This is a genomic window from Geodermatophilus sabuli (genome assembly GCF_010686765.1).
Taxonomy (GTDB): Bacteria; Actinomycetota; Actinomycetes; order Mycobacteriales; family Geodermatophilaceae; genus Geodermatophilus; species Geodermatophilus sabuli_A.
Map to the genome: position 1 here is coordinate 1 of NZ_JAAGWF010000017.1, position 18,887 is coordinate 18,887.

Below are 18,887 nucleotides of genomic sequence, written 5' to 3' on the forward strand. Positions count from 1 at the left end.
GACCGGGGGCAGCGCGCGGGCTGCCCCCGGGGCGGCGAGGGGGAGGACGGCGGTCATGGCGGGCTCTTCTCCGGGTCGGGGCGGGTCGGCGGCCGGGTCAGCGGGCGGTGCCGGCGCGCTGCGTTCCGGAGAAGGTCAGCTCGAGCTTGCTGGTCTTGCCCTGGAAGGTGTTGTCCGCGGTGGTGGGCAGCGTGACGGTGAAGACCAGGTGGTCGACGCCGGCGGGGTTGAGGCTGTTCGCGGCGGCCATCCCGAAGGTGCCGACGACCGGGCCGGCGCCGAAGGTCTTCTCGGTGCCGCCGACGCAGGTGTAGGTCGGTGCGGTGGCGGTGCCGCCCTGGGTCCAGGCGACCGTGCAGGACTTCAGGGTCAGCTGCAGGCCGTTGGTGATGTCGGTGTTGAGCACGCTGGAGACCGGGGCGGTCACGCCCAGGCTGACCATGGACAGCGCCGAGGTGCCCTTGTTGGACAGGGTGACGGTGCGGGAGAGCGAGTCGCCGGGGACGAAGTCGGCGGTGGTGGCCGGGATGGTGACCGCGCCCTGGGCCAGGTCGATGTCCACGCTGCCGGCCTTGACCTCGGCCGAGATCGGGGTGGTGGAGTCGGTGAAGGTGCCGAAGGTGCCCAGGCCGGCGACGGCGGCGGCGGTGCCGATCACGCCGAGGGAGCCGACGATCTTGCGGGCGGTGGTGGTGCGGGCGGCCGTGGTGCGCATGTCCAGATCTCCTGTGTGCGGGACCGGAACGGGTTGTTCCGGTGACACAGACGACTCTGGGCGGCCAACCGCAGGGCACCCGCCCGCCTCCCGCAAGACAACCGCAAGCCTCGATGGCCTCCCCGGCACGTCCCGGACCTGCGAGGGGTCAGGAGGCCGGGGTCCTTCTCAGCGGGGGAGGACGACGGTGAAGGTGGTGCCCTGGCCCTCGACGCTGGTGAGCTCCAGCGTCCCGCCGTGCGCGGTGGTGATCGCCTTGGTGATCGCCAGGCCCAGCCCGACCCCCGGCACGGCCGCGCGCCGGGCGCTGGAGGCCCGGAAGAAGCGGGCGAACAACTGCCCCTGCTCCCCGGCCGGGATGCCGATGCCGGTGTCGCGCACCGCCAACGTGGCGACGGGGAGTGCGCCCTCCACCGGTGTGGAGACGGCGTCGCCGTCCGCCGTCCGCCAGCCCGCCCGCAGGGTCAGGGTGACCCGGCCGCCGCGCGGGGTGAACTTCACCGCGTTGGACACCAGGTTGTCGCACGCCTGCCCCAGCCGGACGGCGTCCCCGCGGACGACGAGCCCCGCGTCGGGCACCTCGACGTCCACGTCGACCCCGGCGGCCCGCGCGGTGACCCGGGCGGTCTCCTCCGCGCCGCGGACCACCTCCGACAGGTCGACGTCCTCCGGCTGCAGGGTGAACCGGCCGGCGTCCACCTGGGCCGTGAACAGCAGGTCGCCCACCAGGCGCAGCAGCCGGTCGGCGTTGCGCTCGACCGTCGTCAGGTACGTCCGCTGGTCGTCGGTCAGCGGCTGGTCCTCGTCGTCCAGGACCAGCTCGAGGTAGCCCCTGATGGAGGTGAGCGGAGTGCGCAGTTCATGGCTGATGAGGCTCACGAACTGGTCCTTCATCCGCTCCGTCGCCCGGGCCTCGGTCATGTCGGTGCCGACGAAGTTCCAGCCCGCGTGCTCACCGCGGTCGTCGGCACGCGGGGTGACCGCCACCGACACGGTGATCTCCGACCCGTCGGCGGCGACGTAGGTCCAGTCCCGGACGTCGCGGCCCTGCTCCCGGGCGACGCCGACCAGCGCGTCAAGCCCGCCCCCGGCCTCGTCGAGTTCCTCGGGCAGGTGGAACTCGGTGATCGACCGGGTGCGGACGACGTCCTGTCGGGGCAGCCTCAGCAGCTTCTCGGCACCGGGGTTCCAGACCCGGATGACCCCGTCCCGGTCGGTGCCGATGATCGACTGCTCGGTCACCGCGTCGATCACGCTGGTCATCGTCTGGGCCCGGGCCCGGAGCATCCGGGCGGCGACCTCGAGCTCCTCGTCGCGGTGCTGCATCGCGTCCCGCAGCGCCGCGCGCTCGTCCTCGAGCCGGGCCACCTCGGCGCGCAGTCGCGACAGCTCGGCCTCGAGCGGGAGGGCGGCGGCCTCGGTGGTGGTCACGACGGACTCCCGGCGGTCAGCTCGCGGACGCGAGCGACCAGCGCGGCGACGGCGAAGGGTTTGGCGAGGTAGGCGTGGGCACCCGCGGCGAGGCCGCGGGCCACGTCGTCGGGCGAGGCCCCGGCCGAGAGCAGCAGCACCGCGACGTCCGCCGTCGCCGGGTCCGACCGCAGCGCGGCGCAGACCTCCGATCCGCTGGCTCCGGGCATCGACACGTCGAGGACGGCGAGGTCGGGAGCCTGCGACCGGGCGGCGGCGAGGGCCGCGGCGCCGTCGGTCACCTCGGCGAGGACCGTGCACCCGGCCCGGCGGACGGCCAGGCAGACCAGCGCCCGGATGTCGTCCTCGTCGTCTGCCACCAGCACGCGCGGGGGTGCGGTCGGCACGGGGCGGGCTCCCTCGGTCGGCCGGCCGGTGCCCTGGGGCCCGCGCCGGAGCGGTCTTCTCCCTCCGACGTCGGCCTCCCGCCCGTTCCGCTGCAGTCGCGGGCGGTGCCCCTCACCCCGAGGAGGGACCCGCTCCGGACAGCACTGCGCCCCGCCGGCGGACCGGCGGGGCGCAGTGGTGGGGCAGTGACCCCGTCCCGGGCCCCGCCCTCAGCGTGCGGGGGTGGGGAGGACGGGGTCCTCGTTCAGTTGCCGGACTGGCTCTGCACCGTCTCCCGGGACTGCTGGGCCTGGCCCTGCACGTCCTGAGCCGCGGACTGGCCCTCGGCCTTGACGGTCTGGGCCGCGTCCTGCGCGGTCGACTTGACCTCCTCGACGGCGTGCTGGGCCGCCGGCTTGAGCTCGTCGCCGATCTGCTGGGCGACCTGCTTGGCCGGTGCGAGCAGCGCGTCCTTGTTCTCCCGGACCGCGGTCTCGGCCTGCTGCGCGAGCTGCCGCTCCTTGTCCGTCGCGGGCATCAGGCTGGAGACCAGCCAGCCCACGCCGAAGGCGATCAGCCCGGCGGCCAGCGGGTTGCCCTGGGTCTGCCGGACGATGGTGTCCGGCGCCTGCTGCACCGCGCTGGCGGCGGAGGACGCCGCGCCCTGCACGCTCTCAACAGCGCTGTGCGCGGTGTCCTGGACCGTGCCGACCGCGCTCTGGGCGTGGTGCTGCGTCGCTGCGGTCGTGTTCTGGGCACTGCCCATGACCGAGCTGCGTGCGTTCTGAGCGCTCCCCATCACCTTCTCCTTCGCACTGGTGAGGCGGCCCTTGGCCGCAGTGACCCGCCGGTCCACCACGCGAGCGGGGTTGACCTTCTCGTTGAGGGCGTCGACGTCGTAGCTCAGCTCGCGCTGCGTCGCCTCGATCTGCCGCCGGATCGCGTCCGGGTCGTTGCTGGTGGTCATGTCCTGTACTCCGATGTCTGAGAGGGCCGGTGGCCGCGGGTCAGTTGGGCTTCAGGGCGCCGGGCACCTGCGACAAGGTGTCCACGGTGCGCTCCGGCTTGGGGTTGACGCGCTGGAGCTGCTTGCGGCCCATCACGAACGCCACCGCTCCGACGATGCCCCAGAGCACTGCGACGATCAGGGCGGACCAGCTGTGTCCCACCAGGTGGTAGAGGGCCCACCACAGGGCGATGGAGAGGAACAGCAGCACCATGTAGCCGGCGAAGCCGGCGGCGCCCATCAGGCCCGCGCCCTTGCCCGCCTTGGTCGCCTCGGCCTTCATCTCGACCTTGGCCAGCTCGAGTTCCTGGCGCATCAGGGTGGACAGGTCCTTGGCGATCTCGCCCATGAGCTGCCCGACCGAGGTGCCCTCGACGTCAGGGCGGCCCTCGTCGGTCATGGGCGTCCCGATGTTGCCGCTGTGTGCGCCGTAGCCCTGGGACTGCCCGGGGGAGACCGTGTAGTCCGACTGCCCGGTGGTGCCCGACGGGTCCTGGTAGCCCTGCGGCGTCCCGACCGGCGTGGCGCCGGAGTAGGGAGAGCTCATCGGTGTCAGACCCCCCGACCGGGGCTGCGGGTGGGGTCGTCCCAGCCGGCCGGCGTGGTCGGCGGGACGGCGGCGCCGGCCGGCGGCACGGTGCCGTACGGCGGCGGCGGCACCGGGGTGGTCCCGGTGGTCGTCTCGTAGCCGGTGGTGGTCCCGTAGCCGGTGGTCGACTCGTACCCGGTCGTGGACTCGTAGCCGGAGTAGGCCGGCGCGGGCGCGACGTAGTCGGTCTGGGTGTACCCGGTCGTCCCGGTCCGGTACTGCGAGCCGGTGCCCGTGGTGCCCGAGCTGCTGTGCGCGGCCTTGACGCCGCTGGTCAGGCGACCGGCGACGATGCCGGCGAGCGCCGCCCCCAGCAGGAAGGTGCCGGGCTTGCGGCGGGCGAAGGACCGGACCTCGTCGAGCAGGTCGGCGGGCTCGCGGTTCTGCAGCCAGCCGGCGAACTCCTCGACCTTGTCGGTGGCCTGCTCGACCAGGTCGCGGGCGGGGCCGGGCGCCGGTGCGTTGCCCTGGACCATGCTGCGCAGCTGCGAGGCGAGGCCCTGCAGGCCCTCGGCCGCCTTCTGCTGCTGCCCGACCGCCTGCTGGCGGAGCTGGGTGCGGCCCTGGTTGATCAGGTCCTGCGCCTGCTGCTTGGTCTCGTAGGCGACCTCCTTGGCCTGGTCGGCGGCGGTCGAGGCGACCTGGCTGCCGGCCTGGGCGGCGGTCTGGCCCACGTTGCGGGCCTCGTCCTTGGCGACGTCGGCGGTGGACGGCGAGCCCGTCGTCGTCCCGGCGGTGGACCCGGCGGTGGCACCCGTGCCTGTGGTGGCGGGGGGCGGCGGGAATGGGGTGTCGATGGAGTGAGTCATCGGTCCTCCTCGGCAGTGGGTGACTGGGGTGTACGTCGTGGTCGGTGCAGGCGCTACCCCTGTTGGCGATCTTCCACACATGCGCGGACGACGGCCGTCGGCCGTCGATGTGCGTGTATGGCTGGGGCCCGTTCCGCTCGCGAGGCGGATCGGGTCGCCCGGATCGCCCGGTCGCGCTCCGTCGCGGACCGGGGGCAGGGCGCGGGTCGAGTGGGAGGAGCGCTCGTCCGCGGCGTCCTGGCGGCATGGTGTCGCAGTCAGGCGGTACCCGTGCGGGTCCGGGCGAAACGGACCGGTGCCGGGGTCACACGGGCGGGCGGTCGACTAAGGTGAGGCACACCTTGCTTCGATCCGAGGAGTCGCACCCATGGCCGACCAGGCCCCGCGCCGTCCGCGCACGCCCCGGCTGGCCACCGTGCTCCGGACCTCCTGGCCCACCCCGCACCTCGTCCGGGTGGTGCTCGGGGGCGACGGGCTGGCCGGCTTCGACCCGCAGTTCACCGACTCGTACGTGAAGCTGCTGCTGCCGCCCGCCGGCGCTCCCTATGCCGCGCCGTTCGACGTGGAGGAGGTGCAGCGGACCCAGCCCCGTGAGCTGTGGCCCTGCACCCGCACGTACACCGTGCGCGGGTGGGACGCCGCCGCCGGCGAGCTGACCCTCGACCTCGTGGTCCACGGTGACGAGGGGGTGGCCGGCCCCTGGGCCCAGGGCGCGCGACCGGGGGACGTCGTCCACCTGCTCGGGCCGGGGGGTGCCTACACGCCCAGCCCGGACGCCGACTGGCACCTGCTGGCCGGGGACGAGACCGCGCTGCCGGCCATCGCGGCGTCGCTGGAGCGGCTGCCCGCCGGGGCGCGGGCGCAGGTGTTCGTCGAGGTGGCCGACGCCGCCGAGGAGCAGCCGCTGGCGGTGCCGCCCGGGGTCCGGCTGGAGTGGGTGCACCGCAGTGGCGCGCCCGGCACGGCCCTGGTCGCGGCCGTGTGCGCGGCGGACCTCCCGGCCGGCTCCGTCCACGTGTTCGTGCACGGGGAAGCCGGCTGCGTGCGGGAGCTGCGCCGCTTCCTGCGGGCCGACCGGGAGCTCGCCCGTGAGTTCATGTCCGTCTCCGGGTACTGGCGGCTCGGCCGCACCGAGGACCGCTGGCAGGCGGAGAAGCGGGACTGGAACGCGGCCGTGGAGGCCGAGGACCAGTCGGTGACCGTCGGCTGACGGTGCCGGGAGCATCGCAGCGAGCGCCAGCGAGCGAGGAGCGGACCGGGGCCGGAGGTCGACCCGGGGGCACCGTCGGCTGACGGTGCCGGGAGCGGCTCAGCCGAGGTCGTCGGTGGCGAACGTGTCGCAGCGTGCGGGGTCGCCGGTCTCGTAGCCGGTGAGGAACCAGCGCTGCCGCTGCTCGGAGGAGCCGTGGCTGAACGCGTCCTGGTCGACCGTCCCACCTCCGAGGTTCCGCTGGATGAAGTCGTCGCCGATGCGACCGGCGGCGTCCAGGGCGCGGGCCAGGTCGTCGTCGTTGATCTCGGCGATCAGCGGCACCCCGGACTCGTCCGGGACGGTCTCGGCGTGGTTGGCCCAGCTGCCGGCATAGCAGTCGGCCTGCAGCTCGAGCCGCACCGTGCCGCTGGTCGGGCCGGTCTCGCCGGGCGTCACCTGCTGGTTGGTGCCGAGCAGGTTCTGCACGTGGTGGCCGTACTCGTGGGCGATGACGTAGGCGTTGACGAACAGCCCGCCCTGGGCGCCGAACTGCTGCTGCAGCTGGTCGAAGAACGACAGGTCGATGTACACACGCTGGTCGGCCGGGCAGTAGAACGGACCCGAGCCGCTGGTGGCGCCCCCGCAGTCGGTCTGCACGGAGCCGGAGAAGAAGACCGTGACCGTCGGCTGGTAGCGGTCGCCGAGCACCTGGCCCCAGTAGTCCTGGATGGACTCCACGTCGGCGGCCACCGCGCAGTCGACCGACGCGTTGGCGTCCGCGCCGCTGGTGCAGCTGGCCGCCAGCTCGGTGTTGTCGGCCGTCTCGCCCTGGCCGAGGCCGGACAGGCCGCCCAGTGCCGCTCCGGCGCCGCCGTCCCCGCCGCCGAGGAGCTGGAAGAGCACCAGGACGACGACGCCGACCACCCCGAGCCCGCCGCCACCGACGGCCAGGCCGCGACCGCCGCCGAGTCCGCCGCCCCGTCCGCGGCGGTCCTGGATGCCCGACGTGTCGACGTCGGCGCGCTCGCTGTACCTCACGGCTGGTCGTCCCTCATCGGTGCTGGCCCTCCCGGTCCGGTGGCACGCCGAGCCGGTGCCGTCCTCGAGCGGCGGTGCCCGCGCCGGGGGTGGGTCATGCGCGCTCGGGCGTCTCCCCGCCGGTCGGCGTCGCCGTGGGCTGCTCCGCCGGCTGGTCGCGGAGGAACAGGTACCAGTAGGAGGTGGCGACGAACACGACCGCGCCGACCAGGTTGCCCGCACCGGCCAGCAGCCAGTTGACCACCGTGTCGCCCCAGCCGACGCCGGGGACGCCGGCGAACACGGCCGCGGGCAGGAAGAACATGTTGGCCACGACGTGGTCGAAGCCCATGGCGACGAAGGCCATGACGGGGAAGAAGATCGCGAGGATCTTGCCTGACACGCTGCTGGCCGACAGCGACATCCAGACCGCCAGGCAGACCAGCCAGTTGCAGCCGACGCCCCGCAGGAACGTCTCCCAGGCGCTGTGCCCGGTGGCCTTGCCCTCGGCGATCTGGGCCAGCCGCTCGTGGGTCAGCAGCGCAGACCCGGTGCTGTCCGGGTCCCCGATCACCCCGGTCGCGACCGCGAGGAAGTAGGCGACGACGAGCGCGCCGATGAGGTTGCCCAGCAGCACCAGGGTCAGGTTCTTGGCGACGTCGGCCAGGCCGATCCGCCCCTGCATCGCGCCCAGCGGGACCAGCAGCATGTTGCCCGTCGCCAGGTCGGAGCCGGCGATGAGCACCAGCACCAGACCGAGGGTGAAGGCCGCCCCCATGAACAGCGTGGGGAGCGTGCCCCAGATCGCGGTGTCCAGCCCGGAGGAGACGGTGATCGCGACCAGTGCGCCGAAGGCGATGTACGCACCGCCCAGGAAGGCGCTGACCAGCACCCGGTCCCACGTGCGGTGGACCTTCTTCGCGCCGGTCTCGCTGGCCACCTGGGCCATCTCGGCGGGTTGCCTGGCCGACACGGGCACCTCCGGCTGGGAGCGGCGCTGGGATCGGCAACGCTAGTGGCTCCGGGCCGTCTCCGCGCCGTGGCGCCGGGCAACTAGGGTCGGCGGAGGTCCCACCACCGATCCGGGAGAGCAGATGGCCGTCTCGAACCGCGTCCGCAGCGCCTTGACGACGACGGTGCTCGCGACCGCGGCGACCGGCTTCATGGCCGGCTGCGGAGCGGGCGGTGAGGACGACGAGCAGGAGCAGGTCGCCTACTGCACCAACGAGGACGGCGAGATCGTCGACGACGACCTCTGTGACGACGACCGCGGCGGGTTCGGCGGCGGCGGGCTGTTCTTCCTCTACCTCGGCGGATTCCGTCCCGGCCTGCCGGTCGGCACCGTGCTGCCCCGCGGTGGCACGCGCATCAGCCCGGGCGACACCGCCGCCCGCCAGCGCGCGGGTCTGCCGCCGAGCGGCAAGGTCACCGGCGGCACCCGGGTCAGCGGGGGCATCGGGTCGGGCATCGGCAACCGCGCCGGCACCGCGGGCGGCTGACGGGTGCCGAACGCGCCGCGATCGGCCCACCTGTGGCCATCCGCCGCCGACGGGCACCGGTGTGCCGATCGCGTGCACCGGCGGGCGGCGCGGTGAGGCGGATCGAGAGCGGCGTCGTCCGGCCCGGCTGGGAGGCCGAGATCGAGGCCCAGGGGCTGGTCTACAACCGCACCCACCTGCCCGGCGGTGAGGTGCGCAGCTACTGGCGCGAGGGGCCGTTCTACGACTTCACGCTGGCCGAGGTGGACCGGCTGGAGGGCTGGGTCGCCCAGCTGTTCAGCATGTGCGAGGCGGCCGGGGACCACGTCGTGGAACGCGACCTGTTCGACCGGATGGGCATCCCGCCGATCGCCCGCCCGGAGATCCGCCGCACCTGGGAGGCCGAGCCGCCCAGCGTCTACGGCCGCTTCGACCTGCGCTACGACGGCGAGGGCCCGCCGAAGCTGCTTGAGTTCAACGCCGACACCCCCACCGGACTGGTGGAGTCGGCGGTCACCCAGTGGAACTGGCACCTGTTCACCGGTCAGGGCGCCGACCAGTGGAACGCCCTGCACGACCGGCTGATCGCCGCGTGGCAGCGCAACCTGCTGCGTTGGGAGCGGCGGACCGGCGTCCGGCCGCGGGTGCACCTGGCGTGGACGTCGGAGGAGACCTCCGGTGAGGACCGGATGACCGTCGCGTACCTCATGGACACCGTCGTCCAGGCCGGCTACGAGGCGATCGAGCTGGTGGTCGAGGACATCGTGCTCGACGACGGCGACGGCCGGTTCTACGACCCGCAGGGCCGCCACCTCGACGTCGTCTTCAAGCTCTACCCCTGGGAATGGCTGGTCGAGGACGAGTTCGGCGCGGCCGTCCTCGCCGACGCCGCCCGCCCCGGCGGGACGACGTGGGTCGAGCCGGCCTACAAGATGCTGTGGAGCACCAAGGCGCTGCTGCCGGTGCTGTGGCAGCTGTTCGGCGGCGACCCGGTGCTCTCCCAGCTGCTCCTCCCGGCCTACTTCGCCGACGAGATCCCCTCGAGCTGGCGGGACTACGTGCGCAAGCCGCTCTGGGGTCGCGAGGGCGCGAACGTGGCCATCGTCCGGGACGGCGTGGTCACCGCGGAGCTGCCCGGGCGCTACGGCACCGAGGGGTTCGTCGTGCAGGAGTTCGCCCCGCTGCCGGACTTCGCCGGCGTGGACGGGCCGCACCACCCCGTGCTGGGCGCCTGGGTGGTCGACGGCGAACCGGCCGGGCTGGGCATCCGGGAGAGCGACGGGTTGATCACCGACAACCTGAGCTGGTTCGTGCCGCACACGGTCGACTTCACGCCTCCGGAGGCCGGACGGCGCTGACCGATCTAGGTTCGGGTCATGCCGCTGGAAGGTGAGTACGAGCCGAGCACCCAGGCCTGGGTCCGCGAGCAGGTCGAACGCTACGAGGCGACCGGTGGCCGGGAGGCCAACACCCTGCGCGACACCGGCATCCCGATCGCGATCTTCTGGTCCCGGGGGGCGAAGAGCGGCAAGGTCCGCAAGAACGGCCTGATGCGGGTGGAGCACGAGGGCGCCTACGCGATGGTGGGCTCCCGGGGCGGCGCGCCCACCGATCCCGCCTGGGTGGCCAACGTGCGGGCGCACCCCGACCAGATCACCGTGCAGGACGGCCCCGAGCCGTGGGACGGCGTCGCCCGCGAGGTCACCGGTGAGGAGCGGGCGCAGTGGTGGGAACGCGCGGTCGCGGTCTACCCGGACTACGCCGACTACGCGCGCAAGACCGACCGGGAGATCCCGGTGTTCGTCGTCGAACGGCGGAACTGACCGGGGAGGTCAGCTCCCGGCGGTGAGCCGCTCGGGTGCCGTCGTCCGCCAGGCCTGGTCGAGCAGCGCGGCCACCTCGTCCCAGTCCGCCCCGGCGGCCGGTGACAGGTCGACGCCGAGCCAGCCCCGCGCGCCCAGGTGTCCGGGCCGGGAGTAGCACGGGGCCGTGCCGAGGAGCGCCTCCTGCTCACCCGGCGGTGCCTTGACGACCAGCGCCAGCCGACCGTCGCCGTGGTGGTCGACCTGCAGCCAGGCGAACCGCCGGCCCGCGACGGCGTACCCGGTGTGGCCGTTGGCCTCCTCCCGGTCGACCCCCGGCCGGTCGGTGAGGACGCGCAGCCGGTCGGTCACGGTCTGCCGGTCCGCCCCGGTCCAGGTCACGGGCCGATCCTGGCCCGGCGGAGGCCACCTCGACCGGGGCAGTCGGGGCTCCGCCGGGTCAGGGCCCGTCCTCGGCAGCGCGCGGGCGCGGTCAGAAGCCGACGACGGCGTGCGGCGTGTAGGGCTCCTCCAGCCGCGCGACCTCCTCCTCGGTCAGCTCCAGGTCGACGGCGGCGACGGCGTCGTCCAGGTGGGCGTCCTTGGTGACGCCGACGATGGGGGCGCTCACCACCGGCTTGCCCAGCACCCACGCCAGCGCCACCTGGGCGCGCGACACCCCGCGCGCGGCGGCGACCTCGGCCACCCGCTCGACGATCGCGCGGTCGCTGGCCTCGTCGTAGAGCCGGCGGCCGAACTCGTCGGTGCCGGAGCGGTCGGTCGACTCGTCCCAGTCGCGGGTCAGCTTGCCGCGGGCCAGCGGGCTCCACGGGATGACGCCGATGCCCTGGTCGACGCACAGCGGGTGCATCTCCCGCTCCTCCTCGCGGTTGAGGAGGTTGTAGTGGTCCTGCATCGACACGAAGCGGTGCCAGCCGTGCTCCCCGGCCAGGTACAGCGCCTTGCTGAACTGCCAGGCGTACATCGAGGAGGCTCCGAGGTAGCGGACCAACCCCCTCCGGACGACGGCGTCCAGCGCCTCGAGCGTCTCCTCGACCGGGGTGGCCGGGTCCCAGCGGTGGATCTGGTAGAGGTCGACGTAGTCGGTGCCCAGGCGGCGCAGGCTGTCCTCGAGCTCCCGGACGATCACCTTGCGCGACAGCCCGGCACCGTTGGGCCCCGGCCGCATCCGCCCGTGCACCTTGGTCGCCAGGACGACGTCGTCCCGGTCGGCGAAGTCGCGGATCGCCCGGCCGGTGATCTCCTCGCTGGAGCCGTCGGAGTAGACGTTCGCGGTGTCGAAGAAGGTGATGCCCGCGGCGATCGCCTTCTCGATCAGCCGGCGGCTGTCCTCCTCCGGCAGGCTCCACGGGTGGTTGCCGCGGGCCGGGTCGCCGAAGCTCATCATCCCCAGGCAGATGCGCGAGACCTGCAGGCCGGTGCTGCCCAGACGCGTGTACTCCATGCCGCCCAGCCAACTCCGTCCGCGAACCGGGGGCCAGTCCGGTCCCAGCTCACGGGAGTGCGGCGGCCAGCGCCGGGATGGCGGCGGCGACCTCGTCGGGGAACGTGGTGAACGGCACCGCGGTCACCGTCCGCCGCGCGCCCCGGCCGGTCCACTGCCACGTCCCGACCACCCGCCCGCGGTGGACGACGGTCGGTCGGAAGACGCCGTTGTTCCCCGGCACGATCCGGTCGGCGAACTCCGGCGGTACGGCGCAGCTGCGGTCGGCGTAGCCGAGGACGAACTCGTCGAAGCCGGGCAGCAGGTGCAGCTGCTCCGCCTCGGCCCGGTGCGCGGCCAGCAGGTCGGGCAGGGCCGGGTCCAGGAGGAACTCCCGGCCGTCCACCTCGACCGCGGTCAGGTCGGCGCGGACGGCGGCCACCCCCTCCCGGACGTCGCGTACCGGCAACCCGGCCCAGCGCGCGAGGTCGGCGACGGTGGCCGGCCCGTGCCCGGTGAGGAAGGTCCGTGCCAGCTCCGCCAGGGCCTCGGCCCGGTCCAGTCGGCGCGGAGCCGGGACCCACTCGCCGAGCAGCACGAACAGCTGGTCGCCGTCCTGCATCGGGCCCAGGCACAGCGTGCCGGTCTGGGCGAGGTACCAGAGCAGGTGGTACCCGCGCTGCCCGGTGGTCGGCACCCCGCCGTCGCTGATGACCCCGAGCAGCTCCCGGCGTCCGAGCCGGCCTCCGCCGGCCAGCGCGGCGCAGACCAGCTCCCGGGCCCGCTCGACCTCCGCCTCGGTCAGTCCGAGGCCGGCCCGACGCTGGGCGGCGCCGGCCAGCACCCGCGGCCCCACCAGGTCGAGCAGCCAGGGCAGGTCGCCGGCCGGCAGCAGGTGCAGCGTGCCGCGCATGGGCCAGGAGCGGACCACCGTGCCCGCCGCGAGGGCGGTCTCGACCGCGGCGCGTGACCGCGCCGCGGTGCGCAGGGCCACCGACGTGAGAGCGCCGGGGAGGTCCTGCGCCTGCACGCAACCCAACCGCGCGACGGCACCCTCGACCGTGGGCTCGGGCGGGCCGGCGATCCGCTGGGCCACGAGCCGGAGCAGCGCGAGGTCGGACGCGGTCGTCATGACCGCGAGCCTGACAGGCGGGTACGACGTCCGGGGGTCGGAACCAGGTGAGCGCCGAGGCGCAGTCGCGCAGGGGACCGGCCGGCCGCCTGCCCGCCGGACCGCCCGGTACGCACGCCGGTGGCCCGGACGCCGAGTGCGACGTCCGGGCCACCGGGTGTGCGAGTTACCCGCGGACCCTCCAGAACCGGCCCCGGCCGGCCGCGAGGACCAGCCCGGCCAGCAGGGCCAGGGCAGCGGCCGTGGCCGTCACCGGTGTGGTGGCGACCGTCGCGGACGACGCCGGCTGCGTCGCGGTCGCCTGCGGCGAACCGGTCCCGCACGCGTCCGTCGCCGCCCCGGTGGTGGCGTCGCCGCCCGTGGCACCCGCGGCCGCGGGTCCCTCGCCGGCCGCGCCGGTCACGGGGCCGCCGTCGATGGCACCGCCGGTGGTGCCGGGAGCGGTACCCGTGCCGGTGCAGTCGCCGTCGTGGCCGTGGGCGGAGGCGCCGCCGGTTCCGCCGGTGCCGCTTCCGCTGGTGCCGGAGGTGGGGCCGCCGACCACGCCGGGCGCGAGGCCCGTGCCGTCAGCGGGAGCGGCGCCGTCACCGGAGGAGCCGCCGTCGCCGGTGGTGTCACCATCGCCCGAGTCGCCGTCGCCGGTGGTGTCCCCGTCGCCGGTGTCGCCGTCACCCGTGTCGCCGTCGCCGGGAGTGCCGGCGTCGTCCGGGTCGTGACCGTCACCGGCGCCGGGCCCGGTCAGGCCCGACGGGTCGATCGGCAGGGTGATGCGGACCAGGAGGTCGCTGCCCGTGCCGGTGCCTCCCTCGTTGACCGGGACGGCGATCACCGACCCGGTGCCGGCTCCGCCGCCCAGCAGGCCGCCGAGGTCGACGTCGACGGTGTCGTCGTGCAGCGCGTCCCCGCCGAGCAGGTCGGTGAGCAGGTCACCGGTGCCGATCGGCAGGCTCAGCAGCGGGTCGTGCTCCGCGGGCGCCTCCGCGGGGTCACGGCCGTCGCCGACGAGTCCGCCGACGGCGACGTCGACGTCCTCCCCGGAGAGCGGTCCGCTGCCGCCGGCGGTGCCCGGCAGCGGCAGGGTCACCGTGGTCGGCCGGTCGCCGTCGAGGCCGACCGGCAGTTCGAGGACGGTGCCCGGCGAGGTCGTGCCGTCGGTGTCCCCGATGGTGACGGTGCCCTCCAGGTCGAGCAGGAGCCCGGCCCCGTCCGGCCCGGGCACCAGCGGGTCGGCGAGGTCGACGTCGACCTCGTCCGCGGTCAGCAGGTCACCGTCGAGCACGTCGCCGACGTCGCCGGTGACCACCGGCGCGGTGATCGTGGTGCCCGCCGTGCCGCCGCCGGAGGTGTTGACCGGGACGGTGACGGTCAGGCCGTCCGCCGGGTCCGGCGGGGCGTCGTCGGCCTCGGTGACGCGCACCGGGACGCTGACTCCACCGCCATCGCCATCGCCGCCGCCGTCGCCGTCGAGGACGGTCGTCCCCGGTGCGGTGTCGGTGTCGACCGGGAGCACGACGCCGTCGCCGGCCCCGCCGCCCACGGACAGGTCCTCGCCGGTGCCGGTGACCACCGGCGTGCCCAGGACGGCACCGTCCTGCACCGGCACGGTCGTCGTCGCGCCGATCACGTCGGCGACCAGGTCGTTCTCGTCGGCTGCGGCGACACCTGCTCCGGCGGCCAGGAGGCCTCCGGTGAGCAGGGCCGTGCGCAGGCCGCGCTTCACCCATGCGTTCATCGCTGATCTCTCTCCAGGGTCTGAGTGGACCGGCCACGGACGGGCCGGTGTCCTGCCGTGCCGGCTCGGAGAGCCGGTCGGCGGTACTCAGTCGGGAGAGAAGGAGGGGTCTGCGGCGACGTTCCCGGCCGCGTCGCGGGCGGTGTCGGACCGCGCGCCCGCGGCGGCCAGGACGGCGGCCGGGAGAGCGGCGGAGAGGACGGCGCTGCCGCCGTCCGGGCCGGAGCCGGCGGAACCGGCCGTGCCCGGAGAGGAGGGGACGCCGGGTGCGGTGCCCTGCCACGGGCCGGTCGGACCCGCCGGCGGCACGGTGTCCGCCCCGGGGTCACTGACGGTCGTGGCGGCAGGCCCGCCGGCCGCGGGGTCGCCGGCCAGCGCCACGGTGGTGCCCGCGGCCGGCGTCGGGCCGGCGACGGTGGACTGCGTGGTCGCCTGCGCGCCGTCCTGCGGCTGCTGCACGGTGACCGGGACGACGGTCTCGACCGCGACGGGCCCGCCGGTCGCGGCGACGGGGCCGACGCCGGGGACCGCGGACGGCCCCACCACGGGCCGGACCGGCGCGACCGCCCCGGTGACCACGGGCCGCACGACGGCGGTGACCACCGGCTGCACGACCTCGGTGACCACGGGATGGACGACCTCGGTGACGACGGGCTGCACGGCGGCCGTGACCACGGGGCGCACGACCTCGGTGACCACGGGCTCGGCCACCTCGGTGACCACGGTCTGCACGAGCGGCGTCACGACCGGGTGGACCACGTCGGTGACCACTGGCTGCGCCACCGTGGCGGCCACGGGCGTGAGGACCTCCGCCACCACCGGCTCGGCGGCCGCCACGACGGGGTCGGTCACGAGTGACGGGACGTCGGCGAGGGCCGCGACGGTCCCGCTCAGGCCGCCGGTCGGCGGAGGTGCAGCGTCGGCCGTGGCGCCGGACGTGCCGGCCAGCCACAGGGCGCCGCCGAGGCCCGCGAGGAGGGCCGCACGCGCGGCCCAGCGGGGGACGGTCCGGCGACGGACGCGGCGGAGGGTGGGCGCAGGTGCACTCTGCTCGGACACCCACCCACCTCCCTCACTCCGCGGAATCGTTCGGTGACTCTGAGGTTAGGAAGCCGCGCCGCCGGGCGCGCGTCGAGACGGGTCCCCCGACCGGGTGGACTCCTCCCAGCCGCCCTCACCCACGGTGACGGCGCAACTGCCGCGCCCCGTCCGACGGCTCGTCCGGGACACTGCCGGACGTGCAGGCACAGGACTGGGACGCCCGATACGCCGAGCAGCGTCAGTGGTCGGCCGAGCCCAACGCGCTGGTGGCCGAGCTGGTCGGCGTCCTGCCTCCGGGGACGGCGGTCGACCTCGCGGCGGGAGAGGGCCGGCACGCGCTCTGGCTGGCCGGGCGCGGATGGCGGGTGACCGCGGTCGACTTCTCCGCCACCGGGCTCGCCCGCGGCCGGGAGCGACCCGGCGCCGAGCGGGTCACGTGGGTGACCGCCGACGTCCTGACCTGGGCGGCACCGCCGGACTCACTGGACCTCGTCCTGGTGGCCTACCTGCACCTGCCGGAGGAGGAGGCGGTGTCGCTGCTGCGCCGGGCGGTCGGCTGGCTGCGGCTCGGTGGTCGGCTGCTGGTGCTCGGCCACGACGTCGACAACGTCGCCCACGGTGTCGGCGGCCCGCAGGACCCGGCGATCCTGCACAGCGTGTCGCGGCTCGCCCCGGTGGCCGAGCTGCTCGACGTCGAGCGGCTGGAGCAGGTGCACCGGGAGGTCCCGGCCGGCACCGCGCTGGACACCCTGCTCTGGGGACGGCGGCGCGCCCGGACCGTCGTCCCCCGGCGGTAGCCTCCCGCCCGTGATGGGGATGGGCGGTGCCGGTGGACGCGACGCGCAACGCCGCCGCCGGCTGGTCGCCATGGTCGTCGTGCTCGCCATGCTCGTGGTGGCCGGTGCGACCGTGCTGTCCATCGCATTCGGCTGAGGAGGTCGACGATGAGCGCGCCCGACGAGATCGAGGCCTGGTTCGCCGAGGCCGGCCCGCGCGAGGAGGAGCTGCGCCGCGCGGACGCGCTGGTCATGGCGGCCGCTCCGGGCATCGACCGGCAGCTCGTGCCCGCCGGCAGCGGCCGGATGCTCGGCTACGGGCTCATGCCCTACCGGCCGAGGTCGGCCAAGGAGACGACGATGTGGCCGCTGATCGCCCTCGCGGCGCAGAAGCGGCACCTGTCCCTCTACGTCTGCGCCGTCGTCGACGGGGAGTACCTCGCCGAGACCCGCGCGGCACGCCTCGGCAGGGTCTCCTGCGGCAAGAGCTGCATCCGGTTCACCGCGCTCGATCGGGTCGATGGGAGCGAGCTCGCCACCCTGCTGCGTGACGCGGTCGCCGCGACCCGGAACGGGGACAACGCCTACTACGCCGCCTGACCGTGCGGACGTGGGTGGACGGGGTCACCTCGGTCAGGCCCGCCGGAGATGGGTGAGGAACCAGTCGCGCGCCAGCTCCGCCACCTGCTCGAGCGTCCCCGGCTCCTCGAACAGGTGCGTGGCCCCGGGGACCACGGCCAGCCGGTTCGGGCAGCGCAGCCGGGCCTGCGCCAGCCGGTTGAGCTCCAGCACGGCGTCGTCACGGCCGCCCACGACGAGCAGCGTCGGGGCCCGGACGCCCGCCAGCGCCGGCCCGGCCAGGTCGGGCCGCCCACCGCGGGAGACCACGGCCGCCACCCCGGCGTCCGCGGCGGCCACCAGCGCGGCCCCGGCCCCGGTGCTGGCGCCGAAGAAGCCCACCTCCAGCCCCGCGCACGCCGGCTGCGCGCGCAGCCACCGCGTGACCGCGGCCAGCCGGCCGGCCAGCAGCTCGATGTCGAACACCGCGGCCCGCCCGGCCTCCTCCGCGGGCGAGAGCAGGTCGACCAGCACCGTGCCCAGGCCGGCTCCCGCGAGGACCTCGGCGACGCGGCGGTTGCGGGGGCTGTGCCGCCCGCTGCCGCTGCCGTGGGCGAAGACGACCAGGCCGGAGGCCGCCGCGGGCAGGGTCAGTCGCCCGGCCAGGCGGACCGGCCCGGCGTCGACCGACACCTCCTCGTCCCGGACGGGGCGGGGACCCGACCGGCGGAGCAGCTCCACCACCTCCGCCTCGCCGGTGGGGCGGAAGTCGTCATAGGCCTGCCCGACCGCGGCGAACCCGGACGGGCTCTCCAGGCAGACCACCTCGTCGACCTCACCGGCGAGTTGCCGCACCGTGGCCGGTGACCCCACCGGGACGGCCAGCACCACGCGCCCGGCGCCCTCGGCCCGCACCACCGCGCAGGCCGCTCGCGCCGTCGCGCCGGTCGCCAGGCCGTCGTCCACCACCAGCGCCGTCCGGCCCGCCAGCGGCACGCGAGGACGCACGTCGCGGTAGTCCCGGGCGCGCCGCGCCACCTCCGCCCGCTCGCGCCGCTCCACCTCGGCGAAGGCCTCGGCGTCGACGCGGGCCGCGTGCACGACGTCGTCGTTGACCACGAGGACGCCGTCCTCGCCGACCGCCCCCATCGCCAGCTCCGGACGCCGGGGCAGGCCGAGCTTCCGGACGAGGACGACGTCCAGCGGGGCGCCCAGCGCCGTGGCGACCTCCGCGGCCACGGCGACCCCACCGCGGGGCAGACCGAGGACGACGACGGCGGGTCCGGCCATCGGCGCCAGTCGCCGGCCGAGCCTGCGGCCGGCGTCCCGGCGGTCGTGGAACGGCACGAGCCACCTCCTCGACCCCATGCTCGGCGGGAGGCGGCGGAGCCCGCCAGGGGACGTTGGTCCCGGCTCCCGGCGTGTCGGCCCGGCCGGGACGAAGGTCCCTGGTGCCGGGGATCGACGCCCGACACGGTGGTGGGGACCGATTCCGCAGCGCCACGACGGCGCCGCTACCCGCCCGGACCCGCTCGCACGAAGGGGCCACCGCATGCCGCTCACCGAGGACCCCGCCGTCGACCAGGCCGTCGCCCGCCTCGCCGACGAGTTCCGGGCCCGTCTGCGGCCCCAGGTGATCGGGACCGTGGTCCGCAACTGCCGGCGGGACCTCAGCGGCGTGCCGGCCACCGCGCTGCCCGAGCTGGTCGAGCGCCTGGCGCGCGAACGCCTGCTGTCCGTGGCCTGAGGGGACCCGGTCCCACCCACCCGTCGCAGGCCCCGGGCGGGACGGGGCCGAC

22 protein-coding genes are annotated in these 18,887 nt (G+C 75.1%); 8 read left to right on the forward strand and 14 right to left on the reverse strand.

All coding sequences use genetic code 11. The features are described 5' to 3' along the window. Positions 1-97: 97 nt before the first annotated feature. The 6 genes from GCU56_RS14950 to GCU56_RS14975 all read right to left on the reverse strand — a co-directional run bounded on the left by GCU56_RS14950 (position 98) and on the right by GCU56_RS14975 (position 4,916). On the reverse strand, positions 98-715 hold the full coding sequence (locus tag GCU56_RS14950; protein ID WP_163482544.1) for a TasA family protein: 618 nt from the start codon (positions 713-715) through the stop codon (positions 98-100). A 168-nt stretch (positions 716-883) separates the two neighbouring features. Then, entirely contained in the window at positions 884-2,146 is a 1,263-nt protein-coding gene (locus GCU56_RS14955) for an ATP-binding protein (protein ID WP_163482545.1), read from the reverse strand. Next, positions 2,143-2,532, reverse strand: coding sequence for a response regulator (locus GCU56_RS14960; protein WP_163482546.1), 390 nt, complete (start codon positions 2,530-2,532; stop codon positions 2,143-2,145). Before GCU56_RS14960 ends, GCU56_RS14955 begins: the two co-directional genes overlap by 4 nt. A 245-nt stretch (positions 2,533-2,777) precedes the next feature. After that, the gene (locus GCU56_RS14965; protein ID WP_163482547.1) at positions 2,778-3,479 is read right to left on the reverse strand and encodes a DUF3618 domain-containing protein; all 702 of its coding nucleotides are present in this window, start codon (positions 3,477-3,479) and stop codon (positions 2,778-2,780) included. Positions 3,480-3,519: 40 nt separating this feature from the next. Beyond that, entirely contained in the window at positions 3,520-4,065 is a 546-nt protein-coding gene (locus GCU56_RS14970) for a phage holin family protein (RefSeq protein WP_163482548.1), read from the reverse strand. 5 nt (positions 4,066-4,070) lie between these two features. Next, positions 4,071-4,916 carry a hypothetical protein gene (locus GCU56_RS14975; RefSeq protein ID WP_163482549.1) on the reverse strand — a complete coding sequence of 282 codons (846 nt, stop codon included), beginning with the start codon at positions 4,914-4,916 and terminating at the stop codon, positions 4,071-4,073. A 367-nt stretch (positions 4,917-5,283) separates the two neighbouring features. Here GCU56_RS14975 and GCU56_RS14980 point away from each other — a divergent pair, with 367 nt between their 5' ends. After that, the gene (locus GCU56_RS14980) at positions 5,284-6,126 is read left to right on the forward strand and encodes a siderophore-interacting protein (RefSeq protein WP_163482550.1); all 843 of its coding nucleotides are present in this window, start codon (positions 5,284-5,286) and stop codon (positions 6,124-6,126) included. A gap of 99 nt (positions 6,127-6,225) precedes the next feature. Here GCU56_RS14980 and ypfJ read toward each other — a convergent pair whose 3' ends face one another. Then, positions 6,226-7,146, reverse strand: a complete 921-nt coding sequence (gene ypfJ, locus GCU56_RS14985; protein WP_163482551.1) for a KPN_02809 family neutral zinc metallopeptidase — start codon at positions 7,144-7,146, stop codon at positions 6,226-6,228. Between the two features lie 94 nt (positions 7,147-7,240). Next, entirely contained in the window at positions 7,241-8,098 is an 858-nt protein-coding gene (locus GCU56_RS14990) for a formate/nitrite transporter family protein (RefSeq protein ID WP_163482552.1), read from the reverse strand. 121 nt (positions 8,099-8,219) lie between these two features. Between GCU56_RS14990 and GCU56_RS14995 the strand changes: the two genes are divergently transcribed. From GCU56_RS14995 to GCU56_RS15005, 3 genes are all read left to right on the forward strand, one after another. Further along, positions 8,220-8,624 (forward strand): hypothetical protein, encoded by a 405-nt coding sequence (locus GCU56_RS14995; protein WP_163482553.1) that lies wholly within the window; start codon positions 8,220-8,222, stop codon positions 8,622-8,624. Between the two features lie 92 nt (positions 8,625-8,716). Continuing rightward, on the forward strand, positions 8,717-9,961 hold the full coding sequence (locus GCU56_RS15000; RefSeq protein ID WP_163482554.1) for a glutathionylspermidine synthase family protein: 1,245 nt from the start codon (positions 8,717-8,719) through the stop codon (positions 9,959-9,961). An 18-nt stretch (positions 9,962-9,979) separates the two neighbouring features. After that, complete coding sequence (locus GCU56_RS15005; RefSeq protein WP_163482555.1) at positions 9,980-10,426, forward strand: nitroreductase family deazaflavin-dependent oxidoreductase; 447 nt, start codon at positions 9,980-9,982, stop codon at positions 10,424-10,426. Positions 10,427-10,435: 9 nt separating this feature from the next. Here GCU56_RS15005 and GCU56_RS15010 read toward each other — a convergent pair whose 3' ends face one another. The 5 genes from GCU56_RS15010 to GCU56_RS15030 all read right to left on the reverse strand — a co-directional run bounded on the left by GCU56_RS15010 (position 10,436) and on the right by GCU56_RS15030 (position 15,772). Then, on the reverse strand, positions 10,436-10,807 hold the full coding sequence (locus tag GCU56_RS15010; RefSeq protein ID WP_163482556.1) for an MmcQ/YjbR family DNA-binding protein: 372 nt from the start codon (positions 10,805-10,807) through the stop codon (positions 10,436-10,438). 91 nt (positions 10,808-10,898) lie between these two features. Next, a complete protein-coding gene (locus tag GCU56_RS15015; RefSeq protein WP_163482557.1) occupies positions 10,899-11,870 on the reverse strand; it encodes an aldo/keto reductase in 972 nt (323 codons plus the stop codon). 49 nt (positions 11,871-11,919) lie between these two features. Then, positions 11,920-12,981, reverse strand: coding sequence for a winged helix DNA-binding domain-containing protein (locus GCU56_RS15020; protein WP_163482558.1), 1,062 nt, complete (start codon positions 12,979-12,981; stop codon positions 11,920-11,922). A 166-nt stretch (positions 12,982-13,147) separates the two neighbouring features. Beyond that, positions 13,148-14,713 (reverse strand): hypothetical protein, encoded by a 1,566-nt coding sequence (locus tag GCU56_RS15025; RefSeq protein ID WP_163482559.1) that lies wholly within the window; start codon positions 14,711-14,713, stop codon positions 13,148-13,150. An 87-nt stretch (positions 14,714-14,800) separates the two neighbouring features. After that, entirely contained in the window at positions 14,801-15,772 is a 972-nt protein-coding gene (locus tag GCU56_RS15030; RefSeq protein ID WP_163482560.1) for a hypothetical protein, read from the reverse strand. Between the two features lie 179 nt (positions 15,773-15,951). Here GCU56_RS15030 and GCU56_RS15035 point away from each other — a divergent pair, with 179 nt between their 5' ends. Genes GCU56_RS15035 through GCU56_RS15040 form a run of 3 tightly spaced genes read left to right on the forward strand, consistent with a single transcriptional unit; the run spans position 15,952 to position 17,130 of the window. Continuing rightward, positions 15,952-16,551 carry a methyltransferase domain-containing protein gene (locus GCU56_RS15035; protein ID WP_163482561.1) on the forward strand — a complete coding sequence of 200 codons (600 nt, stop codon included), beginning with the start codon at positions 15,952-15,954 and terminating at the stop codon, positions 16,549-16,551. Positions 16,552-16,561: 10 nt separating this feature from the next. Beyond that, the gene (locus GCU56_RS24690; protein ID WP_275585910.1) at positions 16,562-16,687 is read left to right on the forward strand and encodes a hypothetical protein; all 126 of its coding nucleotides are present in this window, start codon (positions 16,562-16,564) and stop codon (positions 16,685-16,687) included. Positions 16,688-16,698: 11 nt separating this feature from the next. Beyond that, positions 16,699-17,130, forward strand: a complete 432-nt coding sequence (locus GCU56_RS15040; protein ID WP_163482562.1) for a DUF1801 domain-containing protein — start codon at positions 16,699-16,701, stop codon at positions 17,128-17,130. A gap of 33 nt (positions 17,131-17,163) precedes the next feature. Here the strand turns inward: GCU56_RS15040 and GCU56_RS15045 are convergent, their stop codons facing one another. After that, positions 17,164-18,435 (reverse strand): phosphoribosyltransferase family protein, encoded by a 1,272-nt coding sequence (locus GCU56_RS15045; RefSeq protein WP_163482563.1) that lies wholly within the window; start codon positions 18,433-18,435, stop codon positions 17,164-17,166. Between the two features lie 205 nt (positions 18,436-18,640). Here GCU56_RS15045 and GCU56_RS15050 point away from each other — a divergent pair, with 205 nt between their 5' ends. Further along, entirely contained in the window at positions 18,641-18,835 is a 195-nt protein-coding gene (locus GCU56_RS15050; RefSeq protein WP_163482564.1) for a three-helix bundle dimerization domain-containing protein, read from the forward strand. Positions 18,836-18,887: the final 52 nt, after the last annotated feature.

Excerpts from the sequence above, each read along its gene's own strand:
- GCU56_RS15020 (WP_163482558.1), bottom strand. The coding sequence starts at position 12,981 with ATGACGACCGCGTCCGACCTCGCGCTGCTCCGGCTCGTGGCCCAGCGG.
- GCU56_RS15050 (WP_163482564.1), top strand. The coding sequence starts at position 18,641 with ATGCCGCTCACCGAGGACCCCGCCGTCGACCAGGCCGTCGCCCGCCTC.
- GCU56_RS15015 (WP_163482557.1), bottom strand. The coding sequence starts at position 11,870 with ATGGAGTACACGCGTCTGGGCAGCACCGGCCTGCAGGTCTCGCGCATC.
- GCU56_RS14950 (WP_163482544.1), bottom strand. The coding sequence starts at position 715 with ATGCGCACCACGGCCGCCCGCACCACCACCGCCCGCAAGATCGTCGGC.
- GCU56_RS14980 (WP_163482550.1), top strand. The coding sequence starts at position 5,284 with ATGGCCGACCAGGCCCCGCGCCGTCCGCGCACGCCCCGGCTGGCCACC.
- GCU56_RS14975 (WP_163482549.1), bottom strand. The coding sequence starts at position 4,916 with ATGACTCACTCCATCGACACCCCATTCCCGCCGCCCCCCGCCACCACA.
- GCU56_RS14995 (WP_163482553.1), top strand. The coding sequence starts at position 8,220 with ATGGCCGTCTCGAACCGCGTCCGCAGCGCCTTGACGACGACGGTGCTC.
- GCU56_RS14965 (WP_163482547.1), bottom strand. The coding sequence starts at position 3,479 with ATGACCACCAGCAACGACCCGGACGCGATCCGGCGGCAGATCGAGGCG.
- GCU56_RS14970 (WP_163482548.1), bottom strand. The coding sequence starts at position 4,065 with ATGAGCTCTCCCTACTCCGGCGCCACGCCGGTCGGGACGCCGCAGGGC.
- GCU56_RS15040 (WP_163482562.1), top strand. The coding sequence starts at position 16,699 with ATGAGCGCGCCCGACGAGATCGAGGCCTGGTTCGCCGAGGCCGGCCCG.
- GCU56_RS15005 (WP_163482555.1), top strand. The coding sequence starts at position 9,980 with ATGCCGCTGGAAGGTGAGTACGAGCCGAGCACCCAGGCCTGGGTCCGC.
- GCU56_RS15025 (WP_163482559.1), bottom strand. The coding sequence starts at position 14,713 with ATGAACGCATGGGTGAAGCGCGGCCTGCGCACGGCCCTGCTCACCGGA.